The following is an 18,784-nucleotide window of genomic DNA, read 5'->3' on the forward strand; positions in this document are numbered from 1 at the left end:
TTATGAGCCGAGCACCGGACACCTGGATTCTTACCGCTGACTGTCCGAGCCTGCTCGGCACTGTCGATGTGGTAACGCGTTACCTGTACGAGCAGCAGTGCTATGTCACCGAACACCATTCGTTCGATGACCGCTTGTCCGGGCGTTTTTTCATTCGTGTGGAGTTTCGCCAGCCCGACGACTTCGACGAAGCCAGCTTTCGCGCCGGCCTTACCGAACGGGGCGAGGCCTTCGGCATGCTGTTCGAGCTGACCGCGCCCAAGCACCGGCCAAAAGTGGTGATCATGGTCTCCAAGGCCGATCACTGCCTCAACGACCTGCTCTATCGCCAGCGCATCGGGCAATTGAGCATGGAAGTGGTGGCAGTGATCTCCAACCACCCCGACCTTGAGCCGCTGGCCAACTGGCACCGGATTCCCTACTACCACTTTGCCCTCGATCCGCTTGATAAACCGGCGCAGGAGCGCAAGGTGCTGAAGGTGATCGAAGAGTCGGGCGCCGAACTGGTGATCCTTGCCCGCTACATGCAGGTGCTGTCGCCGGAACTGTGCCGCCGCCTTGATGGTTGGGCGATCAACATCCATCACTCCCTGCTGCCGGGCTTCAAGGGCGCCAAGCCTTATCACCAGGCGTACAACAAAGGCGTGAAGCTGGTTGGCGCCACGGCCCACTACATCAACAACGACCTCGACGAAGGGCCGATCATTGCCCAGGGCGTCGAAGCGGTGGACCACAGTCATTATCCGGAAGACCTGATCGCCAAGGGCCGCGACATCGAGTGCCTGACCCTGGCGCGGGCGGTGGGGTATCACATAGAACGGCGGGTGTTTTTGAATGCCAATCGCACGGTAGTGCTCTGACCGGCTGAAACAAGATTCCAGTAACACAGCGCCGCCTGCGGGCTGCGCACTTTGCACCGCTACATAACAACAAACTTAGCGAGGTAAAAGCATGTCTGGTAATCGTGGTGTGGTGTATCTCGGCGCAGGCAAGGTCGAGGTGCAGAAAATTGACTACCCCAAAATGCAGGATCCGCGCGGCAAGAAGATCGAACACGGGGTGATCCTCAAGGTGGTCTCCACCAACATCTGCGGCTCCGACCAACACATGGTCCGCGGCCGCACCACGGCGCAGGTCGGCCTGGTGCTGGGCCACGAGATCACCGGCGAGGTGATCGAAAAGGGCCGCGATGTCGAAAACCTGCAGATCGGCGACCTGGTTTCCGTGCCGTTCAACGTCGCCTGTGGCCGCTGCCGCTCGTGCAAAGAGATGCACACCGGCGTGTGCCTCACGGTCAACCCGGCACGCGCTGGCGGTGCCTACGGTTACGTGGACATGGGTGACTGGACCGGTGGCCAGGCCGAATACGTGCTGGTGCCGTACGCCGACTTCAACCTGCTGAAATTGCCGAACCGCGACAAGGCCATGGAGAAAATCCGCGACCTGACCTGCCTCTCCGATATTCTGCCCACTGGCTACCACGGCGCGGTGACTGCCGGCGTTGGCCCGGGCAGCTCGGTGTACATCGCCGGTGCCGGCCCTGTCGGCCTGGCGGCTGCCGCTTCAGCGCGTTTACTCGGCGCTGCGGTGGTGATCGTCGGTGACGTCAACCCGGTGCGCCTTGCCCACGCCAAGGCCCAGGGCTTCGAAATTGCCGATCTGTCCCAGGACACTCCGCTGCATGAGCAGATCGCCAACCTGCTGGGCGAGCCGGAAGTCGACTGCGCCGTCGATGCAGTGGGCTTCGAGGCCCGCGGTCATGGCCACGCTGGTGCCAAGCACGAAGCCCCGGCCACCGTGCTCAACTCGCTGATGGGCGTGGTGCGGGTAGCGGGCAAAATCGGCATTCCCGGCCTGTACGTCACCGAAGACCCGGGTGCAGTGGATGCCGCCGCCAAGATCGGTAGCCTGAGCATCCGCTTCGGCCTGGGCTGGGCCAAGTCGCACAGCTTCCACACCGGGCAAACACCGGTGATGAAGTACAACCGCCAGTTGATGCAGGCCATCATGTGGGACCGTATCAATATTGCCGAAGTGGTCGGTGTGCAGGTGATCAGCCTGGATCAGGCGCCGGAAGGGTATGGCGAGTTCGATGCGGGCGTGCCGAAGAAGTTTGTGATTGATCCGCATAAAACGTTTAGTGCGGCCTAAAAACGCCCGATAAAAGCCCCTCGTTAGAGGGGCTCTTGTTTTCTAATCAGGTGTGCAGTCGTATTTCCGGCATCAATTTGCGTATTTTCTGATGTGTATCGACTGGTCATTTTTGGTCCTAGGAAATAACCTACGCGCTCTGTCGATCCCCAATGCTTGCCCCAGGAAATCAGTCCTTCTAGTCTCCGTGAGTCGCTGAGGTCTCAGCGATCGGGTGTGGAAACCTGAGTGGTTTGTGGAATCGGCTGGCCTTTATGGCAGCTGTGCGCGGGAGGCGTATGCCTACCGGGTTGTCCACATGACCCGCTTTCCACCCCGTGTCACAGCTGCCACCCTACGTGTGGAAACGGACCGGTGTAGCTAAAACTCATGTGGAAGCTACTGATGAAAAAATTAGTCCCAGATCCACCCACTTCCCTCTACAACACCCTCAACAAACCCTTCGGCGATTGCGCTGCCGGTCACCCTCAGCTCTTCTCCGTCAATGCCGGTATTGCCCCGCATGATGCGCTAGTGCATGTCTCGCTGTACCTGCGTTGTGCCTATGACACCGGCTACAAGGCCATCGAGGGGGTTGATAAATCGACCACCGGTTTTCTCTGGTCCACCCTGCATTCGGTGGAGATGGCCAAGGGCCTGGTGGAGGCATTGCTGGAAGGGCTTGAAGACCGCGATATAAGCCAGCCGTTGCCTTGATCCGTGTGGGAGCGGGTTCACCCGCGAATAGGCCGGTGCGGCCACAATCGTATTCGCGGCGGCCCGGTAAACCTGCTCCCACAAAGCCGGTTGCAGCGGAACATTCCTTTGCCTGTGCAGTCCAAACCCTCGTTTTCCTGCCTTTACGGCCGACGAGGTCCTTTGATGAAACGTATTGCACTGGTCACCCTGATGAGCCTGGCTGCCGGCTCGGTTTTCGCCTTCAACCTCAGCGATGCGGCCAACGCCGTGTCTGCCATGCAGGGCAACAAGGACGGTGCCGCAGTACAGGCGCCCGCCGCCTCGGCCAACCTGCTCAACACCCTGGGCAGCGAATTGAAAATCACCCCGGAGCAAGCCATCGGCGGCACCGGCGCGTTGCTGGGTCTGGCCCGCAACCAGCTCAGCAGCACCGACTACGAACAGTTGAGCAAGGCCGTGCCGGGCCTTGACCTGCTCTCTGGCGAAAATGCATTGGGCGGCCTGAGCGGCCTGGGTGAATTGCTCGGCAAGAGCGGCAACTCGTCGGCCTTGAGCAATGCCTTGGGCAACAACGTCAAGAGCACCGACGACCTCAACAGTGCCTTCAGTGCGCTGGGCATGGATACCGGCATGATCGGTCAATTTGCCCCGCTGATCCTGCAGTACCTCGGCCAGCAAGGGGTTGCCGGTTCGCTGCTGCAGAATCTGGGTAGCTTGTGGGGTGCACCGGCAGCTGCACCATCGGTGTGAATAAGGGCCGCTTTGCTGCGGCCCATTACTAGCAATACAGCTCAACCCGCTTCAGAAAAATCCATCTGCCGCGCCGGGCGACGGAAGCCTGCGGTGAGCATGGCCAGGTACGCCAGCCCCAGGGCAAACCAGCACAGGCCGATCACCATGGTCAGCGCCGACAGGCTGGTCCACAGCCACAGGGTCAGGCTCAGCCCTACCAGCGGCACCAGGCCATAACGCAGCAGGCCGCCGAGGGTACGCTGGCTGGTGTCGGTGATCAGGTGGGTACGCACCACCGCCAGGTTAACTGCCGAAAAGGCCACCAGTGCGCCAAAGCTGATCAGCGAGGCCAGGGTGGCCAGGTCGATCACCAGGGCCAGCAGCGAAAACGCCGACACCAGCAAAATGGCAAAAACCGGGGTGCCGAAGCGTGGCGACAGCTTGCCGAAGGTGCGCTGTGGCAGCACCCGGTCGCGGCCCATGGTGTAGAGGATGCGCGACACCGCCGCCTGGGAGGCCAGCGCCGAGCCGAGGCTGCCGGCCACATAGGCAGCGGTGAAGAAGTTCGCCAGGAACTGCCCGCCCGCCTTGAACATTACCTCGTTGGCCGCCGCGTCGGCATTGGCGAAGGTGCTGCCCGGCAGCACCAGCTGGCTCAGATAGGCCAGCAGGGTGAACAACACGCCAGCGAACAGGGTGGTGAGGATGATCGCCCGCGGTACGTCGCGGCGGGCATCGCGGCTTTCTTCGGCCAGGGTCGAGACCGCGTCAAAGCCCAAAAACGACAGGCACAGTACTGCCGCACCGGCCATCAGCGGGCCAAAGCCCGGTGCACTGCCATCGCCCAGCAGTGGCGAAAGGAAGTCGACCGGCTGGCCGTTACCCAGGGTTTGCCACGACAGGGCGACAAACACGCCGATGAAGACGATCTGCGCGCCGACGATCAGGTTGCTGGCCTTGGCCACCGAGTGGATACCGACCACGTTGAGCACGGTTACCAGGGCGATTGAGCCGAGCACGATGCTCCATGCCGGAATGGCCGGGAAGGCGATATTGAGGAACAAGCCGATCAGCAGGTAGTTGATCATCGGCAGGAACAGGTAGTCGAGCAGCAACGACCAGCCGGCGAGAAAACCCACGTTCGGACCAAATGCGAGGTTGGTGTAGGAGTACGCGGACCCTGCGACCGGGAAGCGCTTGACCATGAAGCTGTAGGAAGCGGCGGTGAAGAGCATGGCCAGCAGCGTGACCATGTAGGCGCCGGCGGTGCGGCCACCGGTCAGTTCAGTGACGATGCCGTAGGTGGTGAAAATGGTCAGCGGCACCATGTATACCAGGCCGAAGAACACCAGGGCAGGCAGGCCAAGGACCCGGCGAAGTTGAGGAGGCGCTGCCTCGGCAGTGGAGCAAGGTTGAGTGGCCATTGTTCGATCCAGGCTTTTTTGTAGTTGTCTGTTGATCGATTTTTATCCACTTGGGTGGGGAAGACAAAAAAATAATACTAATGCTGATTATTAGCCTGGCTTCTAATTAAGGGGATGTGTGGATTTGCCGGCCTCTTCGCGGGCAAGCCCGCTCCCACAGAGGTTATCGCTGAACCTGTGGGAGCGGGCTTGCCCGCGATAGGGCCCGATCAAACAACAAAAATCTCAGCGCATTTCGCTGCGCAGTTGCGCGATACGCTGGTCCTTCTCGACCCACAACTGGTTCACCCAGTCCTGCACGGTCTGGCGGAATGCCGGGTCGTTTTCGTAATCCCCCGACCACAATGCCGGGTCCAGCTCGCGCACCTGAATGTCGATAATCACCCGACTGATGCTGCCATTGAGCAGGTCCCAGAAGCCGGGTGCCTTGTCGCCGGGGTAAACGATGGTCACGTCCAGCAACGCATCCAGTTGCTCACCCAGCGCCGCCAGCACAAAGGCCACGCCACCGGCCTTTGGCTTTAGCAGGTGACGATAGGGCGATTGCTGCTCCTGGCGCTTGGCCTCGGTAAAGCGGGTGCCTTCGAGGTAGTTGACCACGGTGACCGGCTGGCGCTTGAACAGCTCACAGGCGGCCTTGGTGATTTCCAGGTCCTTGCCCTTGAGGTGCGGGTGCTTGTCCAGAAAGGCTTTGCTGTAGCGCTTCATGAACGGGTAATCCAGCCCCCACCAGGCCAGTCCGAGCAGCGGCACCCAGATCAGCTCTTTCTTCAGGAAGAACTTGAAGAACGGCGTGCGCCGGTTGAGGCTTTCGATCAGCGCAGGGATGTCGACCCAGGTCTGGTGGTTGCTGACGCACAGGTACGAGGTGTCGGTGCGCAGGCGTTCTACACCGCGAATGTCCCACTGGGTGGGGATGCACAGGGCAAAGATCAGTTTGTCGATCTCGGACCAGGTTTCAGCGATCCACATCACCGCCCACGAGGCGTAATCCCGGCCGCGGCCAGGCAGCACCAGCTTGATAAGGGCGAATACCAGCAAGGGGCCGATCAGCACCAGGGTGTTGAGCAGCAGCAAGGCAGTTGTGAGAATGCCGATCAGCAGGCGACGCATAAACGAACTCTGTTGTGTGACTTAAACAGTGGGCCATGATAAGCAGGCAGAAGTACTACGCCAAATGTCCAATGCCCGGTGGGTGAGACAAATGTTTCACATTGTGTTGGATACCCTGTGAAAACGAACCTATGCCATCTGTGCAGTCTAAGCACTGTCCCCTATCAAGGAAGTCGACTCGTGAAACAACTGCTTGCCCTGTTGGCGGCGCTGGCGCTGCCGGTGATGGCCGCCGAGCCTACGTTGTATGGCCGCTATGAATACATCGCCCTGCCGGAAATCGGCGAAACCCTCAAAGCCAAGATGGACACCGGTGCCCTGACCGCCTCGTTGTCGGCCAAGGATATCGAGCGCTTCACCCGTGATGGTGAGGACTGGGTGCGATTCCGTCTGGCCACCGACGGTGCCGGCGACAAGGTCTATGAGCACAAGCTGGCGCGGATCAGCAAGATCAAGGCGCGCTCCGATGAAGAGGAAGAGGGTGAAACCGCCGAGGCGGCGCGGCGGCCGGTGGTCGAGCTGGAACTATGCCTGGGCGACGTGAAGCGCACGGTGGAGGTCAACCTGACCGACCGCAGCAGCTTCAATTACCCGCTGCTGATTGGTGCCAAAGCCTTGCGAGAGTTCAAGGCGGCGGTCAACCCGGCACGCCGGTTCACTGCCGGTAAGCCGGATTGCTGATGGCTTAGCGGCAAGCGGCAAGCTGCAAGCCAAGGCAGATCAGTGTAAGTTCACGCGATCCGCTTTTACTTGAAGCTTGCAGCTTGAGGCTTGCCGCTAAAGATGCCCCACATACTCATTGTCGAAGACGAAGCCGCCATCGCCGACACCCTGATTTTTGCCTTGCAGGGTGATGGCCACAGCACGCATTGGGTAACGCTGGGCAGTGCCGCGCTGGAGCAGCAACGACTGCACCCCGCCGACCTGATCATTCTGGACATCGGCCTGCCGGATATAAGCGGCTTTGAAACCTGCCGCCAACTGCGTCGCTTCAGTGAGGTGCCGGTGATGTTCCTCAGTGCCCGCGACGGGGAAATCGACCGGGTGGTGGGCCTGGAAATCGGCGCCGACGATTATGTGGTCAAACCCTTCAGCCCGCGCGAAGTCGCCGCCCGGGTGCGGGCGATCCTCAAACGCATAGCGCCGCGCAGCGAGCCTGAAGGCCGTGCGCAGGGGCCGTTTGAGGTCGATACTGTGCGTATGCAGATCCTCTATCACCGTCAGCCACTGAGCCTGACCCGCCACGAGTTCCGGCTGTTGCAGTGCCTGCTGGAACAACCCGAGCGGGTGTTCAGCCGCGAGCAATTGCTCGATGCCGTCGGCGTGCCGGCAGATGCCGGCTATGAGCGCAACATCGACAGCCACATCAAAAGCCTGCGGGCCAAGTTGCGCCAGGTGGCGGTGGACGCCGAGCCGATCCAGACCCACCGCGGCGTGGGTTACAGCTACAGCCCGAGCCACCGCTGATGCGCCTGGGCATCCGGATTTTTCTGGTGTACTTCCTGTTTGTCGGGCTGACCGGCTATTTCGTTCTCAACACCGTGCGCGAGCAAATCCGCCCCGGCGTGCGCCAGTCTGCCGAAGAAACCCTGGTGGACACTGCCAACCTGCTGGCCGAAATCCTCCATGACGACGTCAAAGGTGGCACCCTGGGCCAGGGCCGCATGCCCGATTTGCTGCGTGCCTATGGCAAGCGACAGCCGCGGGCTGATATCTGGGGTTTGCCGAAAAACCAGGTTAACCACCGCATCTATGTCACCGACGCCAAGGGCATCGTCCTGCTCGACTCCAGCGGCGAAGCGGTGGGCCAGGACTACTCGCGCTGGAACGATGTGTACCTGACCTTGCGCGGCGAATATGGTGCGCGTTCGACCCGCTCGAACCCAGACGATCCGGAGTCGTCGGTGATGCACGTGGCGGCGCCGATTCTCGATGAAGGCAACATTATCGGCGTGGTGACGGTCGCCAAGCCGAACTCGTCGTTGCAGCCGTATATCGATCGCGCCGAACAACGCTTGCTGTACCTGGGGCTGGGCCTGATCGGGCTGGGTTTGCTGGTGGGGGCGGCCTTGTCTTGGTGGCTGGCGCGCTCGCTGCGGCGCCTGACCCGTTACGCCCAGGCGGTCAGCGAAGGCGAGCGGATGGCGCTGCCCCATTATCGCGGCGGTGAACTGGGGCAGTTGGCGGCGGCGGTGGAGCGCATGCGCACCCAGCTGGACGGCAAGGACTACGTTGAGCGTTATGTTCACACCTTGACCCACGAGCTCAAGAGCCCGCTTGCCGCCATTCGCGGCGCTTCGGAGCTGCTGCAGGGACCGATGCCGGATGAGCAGCGCGAGCGCTTCGCCGGCAATATCGAGCGTGAAAGTGCACGCATGCAGCAACTGATCGAGCGCTTGCTCAACCTGGCCCAGGTCGAGCAGATGCAAACCCTGGAGCAACAGCACCAGGTGGCGCTGGCGGCGCTGGTCGATGAATTGCTGGTCGCCCAGAGCGCACGGATCGAAAGCAATGGCTTGCAGGTGCGCCAACGTGTGCCCACCGGCATCCAGCTGTTGTGCGAGCCGTTCCTGATGCGCCAGGCAATTGGCAACCTGCTGGACAATGCTTTGGACTTCACTGGCCCAGGCGGGCTGCTGGTGTTTGAGCTGGAGCGACGCGGCGAGCGGGTTGCATTGAGCCTGTACAACCAGGGCGAAGCGATTCCCGACTATGCGCTGGGCCGGGTCAGCGAGCGCTTTTATTCGCTGCCGCGACCGGGCAGCGGGCGCAAAAGCACAGGCCTTGGTTTGAATTTCGTCGAAGAGGTCATGCAACTGCATGGTGGTGCGTTAGAGGTGGCCAACGTCGAGGACGGTGTGCGCGTGCGCCTGTGGCTGGCGGCCAACCGCCTGAGCTGATTCTCCACACAAACTCCACAATCGCTGCACGCAGGCTCCTTATCGGCTGCGCAGACTCTGCGCATCGAAACCGGAGCCGCATACATGAACCGAACCCTCAGCTTCAAACTGGGCGCGATAGCCTTCCTGATTGTCTTGCTGCTGATCCCGTTGCTGATGATCGGCAACCTGATCAGCGAGCGTCAGGCATTGCGCGACAGCGTGGTGCAGGACATTGCCCAGAGCTCAAGCTTCAGCCAGCAGATCAGCGGGCCGCTGCTGGTCGTGCCGTACCGCAAAACAGTGAAGAGCTGGCTTACCCAGGACGGCCATACCTTTCAGGAAGCCAAAGAGAACAGTGGCTTTCTGTATTTTCTGCCGGAGACCTTCGAGCTCGAGGGTGCTGCCCAGACCGAGCTGCGCTCACGGGGTATCTACGAAGCGCGGCTGTTTCATGCCGACAACCGCATCAGCGGCCAGTTCAAGGTGCCGGCCAACTGGGGGGTTACCGATGATCTAGAGGGATACCGCTTTGACACGCCGTTTATCGCAGTGGGGGTCAGTGACATCCGTGGCATCGAAAAGGGCCTGAGCCTGACGCTCAATGGCCAGACCCTGGATTTTCAGGCGGGCACTGGTTTGAGCTGGTTGGGCGGCGGGGTGCATGTGCCGCTGGAGCACCTCGACGGTCAGGCGCAAACACGCCTGGACTATGCCTTCGACCTGGCCTTGCAGGGCACCGGTCAGCTGCATGTGGTGCCGGTAGGGCGTACCAGTACGGTGAGCCTCAAGGCCAACTGGCCACACCCGAGCTTTGTCGGCAGCTACCTGCCCGCTGAGCGGGAGGTCAACGCCCAGGGCTTCAGTGCGCGCTGGCAGGCATCCTTTTTCTCGACCAACCTGGAAGACGCATTGAGCCTGTGTGCGAGCCAGGGCAGCTGTGACGAGCTGCGCGGCCGCACTTTTGGCGTGAGCTTTGTCGATCCGGTGGATCAATACCTCAAGAGCGACCGGGCGATCAAATATGCCCTGCTGTTCATTGCATTGACCTTTGCCGGCTTTTTCCTCTTCGAGGTGCTCAGGAGCCTCAGCGTGCACCCGATCCAGTACGCGCTGGTCGGTGCGGCGCTGGCGTTGTTCTACCTGCTGTTGCTGTCGTTGTCCGAGCACCTGGGCTTTGGTGTGGCGTATGGGGTGTCGGCTACGGCTTGCGTGCTGTTGATCGGTTTCTACCTCAGCCATGTGCTGCGCAGCGCATGGCGGGCGATGGGCTTTGCCTGCGGTTTGGCGATGCTCTACGCGATGCTCTACGGCCTGCTCAGCGCCGAAGACTATGCCTTGCTGATGGGGGCACTGTTGCTGTTCGGGCTGTTGGGTGTGTTCATGGTCCTGACCCGGCGCCTGGACTGGTACAGCGTTGGCCAGGGGAAACTGCAATGAGCGGGTTGCGGGAGGAAAGGTGCCAGGGGCGGGTTTTGGCAGAGGGTATCGCTGACATCTGGACGACAGAAATCAGCTCCCACAGGGCTGATGTAACTCGAACCTGTGGGAGCCGGCGACAGCCTGCGATTGAGCGCGAAGCGCTCACCTGGGGTTTATCCTCAGTTGCCTTGCAGGCTAGGCGGTAGGCAAACACCGGTGCCGCCAATACCGCAGTAGCCTTCCGGGTTTTTGGCCAGGTATTGCTGGTGGTAGGCCTCGGCGAAGTAGACAGTCGGGGCCTGGTCGATCTCGGTGGTGATCTCGCCGAAGCCGGCCTTGGTCAGTTCGGCCTGGTAGGCCTGCTTGCTGGCCAGGGCCAGTTCCAGTTGCTCGGGGCTGGTGCAGTAGATCACCGAGCGGTACTGGGTACCGATGTCGTTGCCTTGGCGCATGCCCTGGGTCGGGTTGTGCAGTTCCCAGAACATGGCCAGCAGTTCCTGGTAGCTGACCTTGTCTTTGTCGAACACCACCAGCACGACTTCGGTGTGGCCGGTCAGGCCCGAGCAGACTTCTTCGTAGGTCGGGTTCGGGGTGAAGCCGCCGGCATAGCCGACCACGGTGCTGACCACGCCTTCACGCTGCCAGAAACGGCGCTCGGCACCCCAGAAGCAACCCAGCCCAAAGATCGCAAAGTCGACGTTCTCGAAGAACGGGCCAAGCAGCGGGGTGTCTTTGAAGACGAAGTGCTTTTCCGGCAGGGCCATCGGGGTTTCACGGCCAGGCAGCGCCTGTTCCGCGGTAGGCAGGACGTTTTTGTTCACGAGAATCTCCGAGCGCAGGACCATGACCCACTCCTCTAAAGGCAGGGTGTGTAGGGATAGAGTCGTAGTGTGCCCGAGTGTTACGCCGCTGTCAGTCGCTCGGGCCGCGCGGATAGCGCTTGAGCTTGTTCACCAGTTCCGCGCCCGGAATCGGCCGGTCGAACAGGTAGCCCTGGCCAACGTCACAGCGGTGGCGACGCAGGAAGGCCAGTTGTTCGGCGGTTTCGATACCCTCGGCAACCACTTTGAGCTTGAGGTTGTGGGCCATGGCCACCACGGCGGAGGTGATTTCCATGTCGTCCTGGTTGTCGGGAATTTCATGGATGAAGCTGCGGTCGATCTTGATGATGTCGATCGGGAACTTCTTCAGGTAACTGAGCGAAGAGTAACCGGTACCGAAGTCGTCCATGGCCAGGGTCAGGCCCAGCTGCTTGAGCTGGTCGAGCTGGCGGTGGGTGTCTTCGGTGGCTTCAAGCAGCAGGCCTTCGGTCAGTTCCAGTTCCAGCAGGTGCGCTGGCAGCGCCTCCTCCTGGAGGATGTTGGCGATGGAGGCGACCAGGTCCGGATCGGAAAACTGCTTGGGCGAAAGGTTGATTGCCACCTGCAGGTTGCCCAGCCCTTCGGTGCGCAGTTTCTGGCTCATGCGGCAGGCCTGGCGGGCAATCCACTTGCCGATCGGGATGATCAGGCCTGTTTCTTCGGCCACGCTGATGAACTGGTCCGGGCGGATCATGCCCTTGTCCGGGTGGTTCCAGCGCAGCAGGGCCTCCAGGCCCAACAGGCGGCCGCTTCGCAGGCACAGCTTGGGCTGATAGAACACGTCCAGCTCGTTCTGGGTCAGGGCCCGGCGCAGGTTGTTCTCGACGAACAGCTTGTAGCTGGCTTCGGCATTCAGGGCTTCAGTGAACACTTGCGCCTGGTGCTTGCCGTTGGCCTTGGCCTTGTGCAGGGCCAGGCCTGCGTTTTTCATCAGGGTCTGCGGGTCGCGGCCGTGCAGGGGGGCACAGGCCAGGCCCACGGAGCCGGTGACGTTGATCAACTGGTTGTCGACGAACATCGGTTTGTCGAGTGTGCGCAGCAGCTGCTGGGCAATCTGCTGGCCGCTCTTGAGGTCGGTGTTCTCCAGCAACACGGCAAATTCGTTACTGGCAAAGCGCGCCAGGCTGCCGTCGGCACTGAGGCTGTTGCGCAGCCGCCGGGCGAGGCTGATCAGCAGCTTGTCACCGGTCTGGTGACCGAGGCTGTCGTTGATCCGCTTGAAGTTGTCGATGTCTACCAGCAGCAGGCAGATAGGGCTGTCGCTGTCGCGGGCAAAGCGTTCGTCGAGGTTGCGGATGAACGCCGGGCGGTTGCCCAGGCTGGTCAGGTTGTCGGTGTAGGCCAGGCGTTCGATGCGCTGCTGGGCCAGCTTGCTCTGGGTGATGTCCTCGTAGATGCCGATGTAGTGGGTCAGCTCGCGGTTATCACCGTAGACCTTGGAAATCGACAACTGCCCCCAGTAGGGCTCGAGGTTCTTGCGTCGGCTTTTGAACTCGCCTTGCCAGCTGTTGCTCAGGGCCAGGCTTGAGGTGGCGTCGAACAACAGCTCGCTGAGGTTTTCCAGCGCCGGTAGTTCCGAGAGCCGGTTGCCGTGCACCTCGTCGGTGCTGTACTGGGTAATGGCGGTAAAGCTTGGGTTGACGTATTCCACCACGCCGTCACGGTTAACCAGCAAAAAGGCGTTGGCGCTTTGCTCTACGGCACGCTGGAACAGGTGCAGGGCACTGGTGGCAGTGCGCCGGTTGTGGTTGTTGATGACCTGGGCGAACTGATCGGCCAGCTCACCGGCAAAGGCGATTTCGTCTGACTGCCAGGCCCGCGCCGAACCGGTGTGTTCCAGGCAGAGCACGCCGACCACCTGGCCATCGATGCGAATACTGGCATCGAGCATGGCGTTGATGTCACGCGGGCGCAGGCTTTCGGCCATTTCCCGGGTACGTGGATCATGGCTGGCGTTGTGTGCGTCGATCGCCCGGCTGGTATGCAAGGCCTCGAGGTAGTCGGGAAAACGACTGGCATCGATGGGCTCGGGCAGGCAGTACTCCTGGGCTTCGCGGTAGTACGCGGAGATCGGCTCCAGGCGCTGGCCTTCCAGGTACCAGATGCTGGCACAGTCGATTTTGTAGATCTCGCAGGCGCTGCGGGTGATCAGCTCGGCGGCTTCGAGCAGTGAATTGCTCGCGCTGTAGCGATGGCGCGCCAGGTGCAGGATCAGCTCCTGCTGGGCGCGTACCCGCTCCAGGTGTTCGAGCTGTTCCTGTTGGGCTTGCTGGTTGAGCTGCAAGGCAATCTGCAGGCGGTTGTTGCGGGTCTCAAGGTCGACTGCGCTGAGGTTCGGGGCATCGTCCGACAGGCTGTCGACCACCATCAGGTAGCCGCGCAGCAGCTGGCGATTGTGCTGTTTGTAGGCCTCACCCAGCTCCAGCAGGTGCAGCGGGCCCTGTGCGGTGTGCAGGGTATAACGCACCCGGTAGTTCGGGCGATCAGCCAGTTGCTGCTGGATGTCATCGTGCAGTTTGTAGCGCGCCTCGGGCTCCATCAGGCTGGCATAGGGCGAGCCGACCAGGGCACAGAGGTCGACCGCCGCCATGCCGAACTGGCGTTCGCAGGCAGGGTCGAGGTACAGCAGGGCCCAGCTGGCCTCATTCAGCCGTTCGAAACGCAGCATGCCGAGCCGCGAGGGCACGGGTAACTGCGTCACGACCTCGGCCGCCATACGGCTGGCGGCATCGGAATGGCTTTTCATTGAGAGCTCGCTTCAATAAGGCGGTTGGCGCGGGCTGGGCAAAGTGCTGCTACGCGGTTTGGCAAGGTTGCATCATGCATCGATGGCTGACAAGCGATACAGCGGCGTTCTAATGACTGTATATCGGCGTAGCGAATGATTTCTTGACCCGAAAACAGCGTAGCTCCCTTGGGAACCGGCTTTGTCGGCTCACAAGCGCAGCAAATCGCATAAATCGCAGGCAAAAAAAGCCCCGCCAAAGTGACGGGGTTGAGGTACGAGCGTGGCAGCTCGAAAAGGGAGCCTGTCTCCTCCGGCAGGAGGAGACAGGAAACAGCATTACAGCAGCATGGTGCGGATATCGGTCAGCAGGTCGCCCAGGCGCTTGGTGAAGCGCGCAGCGGCTGCACCGTTGATCACGCGGTGATCGTAAGACAGCGACAGCGGCAGCATCAGCTTCGGCTGGAAGGCTTTGCCATCCCAGACTGGCTGGATGGTGGCCTTGGAAACACCGAGGATCGCCACTTCCGGCGCGTTGACGATCGGCGTGAAGCCGGTGCCGCCAATGTGACCGAGGCTGGAGATGGTGAAGCAGGCGCCTTGCATGTCGTCAGCCGACAGCTTTTTGGTCCGGGCTTTTTCAGCCAGGGCCGCCGCTTCGCCAGCCAGTTGCAGCAGGCTCTTCTGGTCGACGTTCTTGATCACAGGGACCAACAGGCCATCCGGGGTGTCGACGGCGAAACCGACGTTGACGTATTTCTTGCGGATGATCGCTTTGCCGCTAGGGGCCAGCGAGCTGTTGAAGTCCGGCAGTTCCTTGAGCAGGTGGGCGCAGGCCTTGAGCAGCAGCGGCAGTACGGTCAGCTTGACGCCAGCCTTCTCTGCAACGGCTTTCTGGGCAACGCGGAAAGCTTCCAGCTCGGTGATGTCGGCGCTGTCGAACTGGGTAACGTGCGGCACGTTCAGCCAGCTGCGATGCAGGTTGGTAGCACCCATCTGCATCAGGCGGGTCATCGGCACTTCTTCGGTTTCGCCGAAGCGGCTGAAGTCGACTTCCGGGATCGGCGGGATGCCTGCACCACCGGTAGCACCGGCGGCCGGGGCTTCCTTGGCCTTCTGCATCATGGCCTTGACGTAAACCTGTACGTCTTCCTTGAGGACGCGACCGTGCGGGCCAGTGGCCGCAACGGCGCTCAGCTCGACGCCGAACTCACGGGCCAGCTGACGCACGGCAGGGCCGGCGTGAACCTTGGCACCGCTGACAGCAGCAGGGGCAGCAGCCGGCGCGGCAGCAGGCGCTGCTTCAGCCTTGGCCGGAGCCGGTGCGGCAGCAGCCGGTGCAGGTGCAGCAGCAGGTGCGGCGCCAGCCACTTTCAGCTTGAGGATCAGGTCGCCGGTACCGACTTCGTCGTCCAGCTTGGCAATCACGGCTTCGACCACGCCAGCGGCTGGAGACGGAATCTCCATCGAGGCTTTGTCCGATTCCAGGGTGATCAGCGACTGGTCGGCTTCGACGGTGTCGCCGACCTTGACCAGTACTTCGATGATCTTGGCCTTGCCCGAAGAGCCGATGTCCGGAACGTGGATGTCCTGAACGGTGGCTGCAGCAGGCGCGGCGGCCGGAGCAGGTGCAGCTTCTGCAGCCGGGGCGGCAGCGGGTGCAGCCGCAGCCGGGGCCGCAGCGGCCGGAGCCTCAGGCGCCGCAGCGGCGCCCTCGACTTCCAGTTCCATCAGCTCGTCGCCTTCTTTCAGGCGGTCGCCGAGCTTGACCTTCAGCGACTTGATCACGCCGGCCTTTGGTGCCGGGATCTCCATGGAGGCCTTGTCGGACTCCAGGGTCAGCAGGCTTTGGTCAGCCTCGATGCGGTCGCCGACTTTGACGAACAGCTCAATTATTTCACCTTCACCGCTGCCGATGTCAGGTACGCGAATGAGTTCGCTCACTTAAAATACTCCTCAGCAGTCCAGTGGGTTGCGCTTGTCCGGGTCGATGCCGAACTTGGTGATGGCATCGGCCACAACCTTCGGTTCGATCTCGCCACGGTCAGCCAAGGCTTCCAGTGCAGCCAGCACGACGAAGTGACGGTCGACTTCGAAGAAGTGACGCAGCTTCTTGCGGCTGTCGCTGCGACCGTAGCCATCGGTACCCAGGACTTTGAATTCTTTGCTCGGCACCCACTGACGGATCTGCTCGGCGAACAGTTTCATGTAGTCGGTAGAGGCAATGACCGGACCCTTGCGACCGTTCAGGCACTGCTCGACGTAGGTCTGCTGTGGCTTCTGGCCAGGCTTGAGGCGGTTGCTGCGCTCTACGGCCAGGCCGTCGCGACGCAGTTCGTTGAAGCTGGTGACGCTCCAGACGTCGGCGCCGACGTTGAACTCTTCACGCAGGATCTTCGCCGCTTCACGCACTTCACGCAGGATGGTGCCGGAGCCCATCAGCTGGACGTGATGCGCCGCTTCGCGGGTATCTTCCTCGAGCAGGTACATGCCCTTGATGATGCCTTCCTCGACACCGGCCGGCATGGCTGGCTGCTGGTAGGACTCGTTCATCACAGTGATGTAGTAGAAGACGTCCTGTTGCTCTTCGGTCATCTTCTTCATGCCGTCCTGGATGATCACCGCCAGCTCGTAGCCGTAGGTTGGATCATAGGTGCGGCAGTTCGGGATGGTGCCAGCCATCATGTGGCTGTGACCGTCTTCGTGCTGCAGGCCTTCACCGTTGAGGGTGGTACGGCCGGCGGTACCGCCGATCAGGAAACCACGGGTGCGGCTGTCGCCAGCGGCCCAGGCCAGGTCACCGATACGCTGGAAGCCGAACATCGAGTAGAAGATGTAGAACGGCAGCATCGGCTGGTTGTGGCAGCTGTACGAAGTACCGGCAGCGATGAACGACGACATGGCGCCGGCTTCGTTGATGCCTTCTTCGAGGATCTGGCCTTTCTTGTCTTCGCGGTAGAACATCACCTGGTCTTTATCGACTGGCTCGTAGAGCTGGCCGACGGACGAGTAGATGCCCAGCTGGCGGAACATGCCTTCCATACCGAAGGTACGGGCTTCGTCCGGGATGATCGGGACGATGCGCTGGCCGATTTCCTTGTCCTTGACCAGTTGCGCGAGGATCCGCACGAAGGCCATGGTGGTGGAGATTTCACGGTCGCCCGAACCGTCCAGGATCGCCTTCAGGGTTTCCAGTGGCGGGGTCGGTACGCTGAAGCTCTTGGCGCGGCGTTGTGGCACGAAACCACCGAGGGCGGCACGACGCTCAGCCAGGTAACGGGCTTCGGCACTGCCTTCTTCCGGTTTGAAGAACGGCAGGTTTTCCAGCTCGTCGTCCTTGACCGGAATGTCGAAGCGGTCGCGGAACTGACGCAGGCTGTCGACGTCGACCTTCTTGGTGTTGTGCGCGGTGTTCTTGGCTTCGCCAGCACCGGTGCCGTAACCCTTGATGGTCTTGGCCAGGATAACGGTCGGCTGCTCTTTGTGGTTGACCGCCTGGTGGTAGGCTGCATAGACCTTGTACGGGTCGTGGCCACCACGGTTCAGCTTCCAGATCTCGTCGTCGGACAGGTCTTCGACCATGGCCTTGAGTTCCGGGGTGTTGAAGAAGTGCTCACGGACGAACGCGCCGTCCTTGGCCTTGTAGTTCTGGTACTCGCCGTCGATGACTTCGTCCATGCGGCGCTGCAGGGCACCGTTGGTGTCCTTGGCCAGCAGTGGGTCCCAGAAACGGCCCCAAACCACTTTGTTGACGTTCCAGCCACCGCCACGGAACACGCCTTCGAGTTCCTGGATGATCTTGCCGTTGCCGCGAACCGGGCCGTCGAGGCGCTGCAGGTTGCAGTTGATGACGAAGATCAGGTTGTCCAGCTTCTCGCGGCCGGCCAGGGCGATCGCGCCCAGGGATTCCGGCTCGTCGCACTCGCCGTCGCCCATGAAGCACCAGACTTTCTGCTTGCCGGCCGGGATGAAACCACGGGCTTCCAGGTACTTCATGAAGCGAGCCTGGTAGATCGCCTGGATCGGGCCCAGACCCATGGATACGGTCGGGAACTGCCAGAAGTCAGGCATCAGCCAAGGGTGCGGGTAGGACGACAGGCCCTTGCCATCGACTTCCTGGCGGAAGTTGTTCATCTGGTCTTCGCTGATGCGGCCTTCCATGAAGGCGCGGGCGTAGACGCCAGGCGAGGCGTGGCCCTGGAAGAACACCAGGTCGCCGCCGTGTTCTTCGGTCGGGGCCTGGAAGAAGTAGTTGAAGCCGATGTCGTACAGGGTGGCGCTGGAGGCGAAGCTCGAAATGTGGCCGCCCAGATCCGAATCTTTCAGGTTGGTGCGCATCACCATGGCCAGCGCGTTCCAACGGACCAACGAGCGAATGCGGCGTTCCATGAACAGGTCGCCAGGCATGCGTGCTTCGTGGGTAACAGGGATGGTGTTGCGGTATGGCGTGGTGATGGCGTACGGCAGCTGGGAGCCACTACGGGTGGCCAGCTCGCCCATACGGGTCATCAGATAGTGAGCGCGGTCTTCGCCTTCTTTGTCGAGAACCGACTCCAGGGCGTCCAGCCATTCCTGGGTTTCGACGGGATCGAGGTCTTGCATGGCTTGCTCCAGGGCGGAAAGGCTTCCAGAATCGGTTGCCTGAGTTTGCGACTGGCCTTTTGGGCAGACGACATGAAATTCTTGGATTACCGGAGAGTGTACCGGCGTTGTGTAGTTTTACTACAAATGAATCACCATTTCATGCTTTTGACGTGAAGAAGCAGTAGTAAAACTACAGAAAAATGGCTCGTGGCCTCT

Annotated in this window: 14 protein-coding genes; 8 read left to right on the top strand and 6 right to left on the bottom strand. The window is 61.3% G+C overall.

What is annotated here, in order from left to right:
- Positions 1 to 2 precede the first annotated feature (2 nt).
- From purU to DM813_RS10600, 4 genes are all read left to right on the top strand, one after another.
- Positions 3 to 860: a formyltetrahydrofolate deformylase gene (gene purU / locus DM813_RS10585; RefSeq protein ID WP_128323345.1), complete on the top strand. Its 858-nt coding sequence runs from the start codon at positions 3 to 5 to the stop codon at positions 858 to 860.
- A gap of 91 nt (positions 861 to 951) precedes the next feature.
- Positions 952 to 2,151: a formaldehyde dehydrogenase, glutathione-independent gene (gene fdhA / locus DM813_RS10590; RefSeq protein ID WP_128323346.1), complete on the top strand. Its 1,200-nt coding sequence runs from the start codon at positions 952 to 954 to the stop codon at positions 2,149 to 2,151.
- 384 nt (positions 2,152 to 2,535) lie between these two features.
- Positions 2,536 to 2,847: a DUF3077 domain-containing protein gene (locus DM813_RS10595; protein WP_128323347.1), complete on the top strand. Its 312-nt coding sequence runs from the start codon at positions 2,536 to 2,538 to the stop codon at positions 2,845 to 2,847.
- 165 nt (positions 2,848 to 3,012) lie between these two features.
- Positions 3,013 to 3,579 carry a DUF2780 domain-containing protein gene (locus DM813_RS10600; RefSeq protein ID WP_128323348.1) on the top strand — a complete coding sequence of 189 codons (567 nt, stop codon included), beginning with the start codon at positions 3,013 to 3,015 and terminating at the stop codon, positions 3,577 to 3,579.
- A gap of 41 nt (positions 3,580 to 3,620) precedes the next feature.
- Here DM813_RS10600 and DM813_RS10605 read toward each other — a convergent pair whose 3' ends face one another.
- Positions 3,621 to 4,985 carry an APC family permease gene (locus DM813_RS10605; protein WP_128323349.1) on the bottom strand — a complete coding sequence of 455 codons (1,365 nt, stop codon included), beginning with the start codon at positions 4,983 to 4,985 and terminating at the stop codon, positions 3,621 to 3,623.
- 225 nt (positions 4,986 to 5,210) lie between these two features.
- Positions 5,211 to 6,098, bottom strand: a complete 888-nt coding sequence (locus DM813_RS10610) for an acyltransferase (RefSeq protein WP_128323350.1) — start codon at positions 6,096 to 6,098, stop codon at positions 5,211 to 5,213.
- A gap of 180 nt (positions 6,099 to 6,278) precedes the next feature.
- On the opposite strand from DM813_RS10610, the gene DM813_RS10615 reads away from it, so the two are divergent.
- From DM813_RS10615 to creD, 4 genes are all read left to right on the top strand, one after another.
- Positions 6,279 to 6,779, top strand: coding sequence for an ATP-dependent zinc protease family protein (locus DM813_RS10615; RefSeq protein ID WP_128323351.1), 501 nt, complete (start codon positions 6,279 to 6,281; stop codon positions 6,777 to 6,779).
- A 102-nt stretch (positions 6,780 to 6,881) separates the two neighbouring features.
- Entirely contained in the window at positions 6,882 to 7,565 is a 684-nt protein-coding gene (creB, locus tag DM813_RS10620) for a two-component system response regulator CreB (RefSeq protein ID WP_128323352.1), read from the top strand.
- A complete protein-coding gene (gene creC, locus DM813_RS10625) occupies positions 7,565 to 8,998 on the top strand; it encodes a two-component system sensor histidine kinase CreC (protein WP_128323353.1) in 1,434 nt (477 codons plus the stop codon). Before creB ends, creC begins: the two co-directional genes overlap by 1 nt.
- Before the next feature lie 84 nt (positions 8,999 to 9,082).
- Positions 9,083 to 10,417: a cell envelope integrity protein CreD gene (gene creD, locus DM813_RS10630; protein ID WP_128323354.1), complete on the top strand. Its 1,335-nt coding sequence runs from the start codon at positions 9,083 to 9,085 to the stop codon at positions 10,415 to 10,417.
- 161 nt (positions 10,418 to 10,578) lie between these two features.
- On the opposite strand, the gene msrA is transcribed toward creD, so the two are convergent.
- The 4 genes from msrA to aceE all read right to left on the bottom strand — a co-directional run bounded on the left by msrA (position 10,579) and on the right by aceE (position 18,586).
- The gene (gene msrA / locus DM813_RS10635) at positions 10,579 to 11,244 is read right to left on the bottom strand and encodes a peptide-methionine (S)-S-oxide reductase MsrA (RefSeq protein WP_128323355.1); all 666 of its coding nucleotides are present in this window, start codon (positions 11,242 to 11,244) and stop codon (positions 10,579 to 10,581) included.
- 67 nt (positions 11,245 to 11,311) lie between these two features.
- Positions 11,312 to 14,005, bottom strand: a complete 2,694-nt coding sequence (locus DM813_RS10640) for a putative bifunctional diguanylate cyclase/phosphodiesterase (RefSeq protein WP_128323356.1) — start codon at positions 14,003 to 14,005, stop codon at positions 11,312 to 11,314.
- A gap of 318 nt (positions 14,006 to 14,323) precedes the next feature.
- Entirely contained in the window at positions 14,324 to 15,928 is a 1,605-nt protein-coding gene (gene aceF / locus DM813_RS10645) for a dihydrolipoyllysine-residue acetyltransferase (protein ID WP_128323357.1), read from the bottom strand.
- A 12-nt stretch (positions 15,929 to 15,940) separates the two neighbouring features.
- Positions 15,941 to 18,586 carry a pyruvate dehydrogenase (acetyl-transferring), homodimeric type gene (gene aceE, locus DM813_RS10650; protein WP_128323358.1) on the bottom strand — a complete coding sequence of 882 codons (2,646 nt, stop codon included), beginning with the start codon at positions 18,584 to 18,586 and terminating at the stop codon, positions 15,941 to 15,943.
- Between the last annotated feature and the right edge of the window lie 198 nt (positions 18,587 to 18,784).

The sequence above is a fragment of the Pseudomonas alkylphenolica genome, assembly GCF_004025535.1.
GTDB lineage: Bacteria > Pseudomonadota > Gammaproteobacteria > Pseudomonadales > Pseudomonadaceae > Aquipseudomonas > Aquipseudomonas alkylphenolica_A.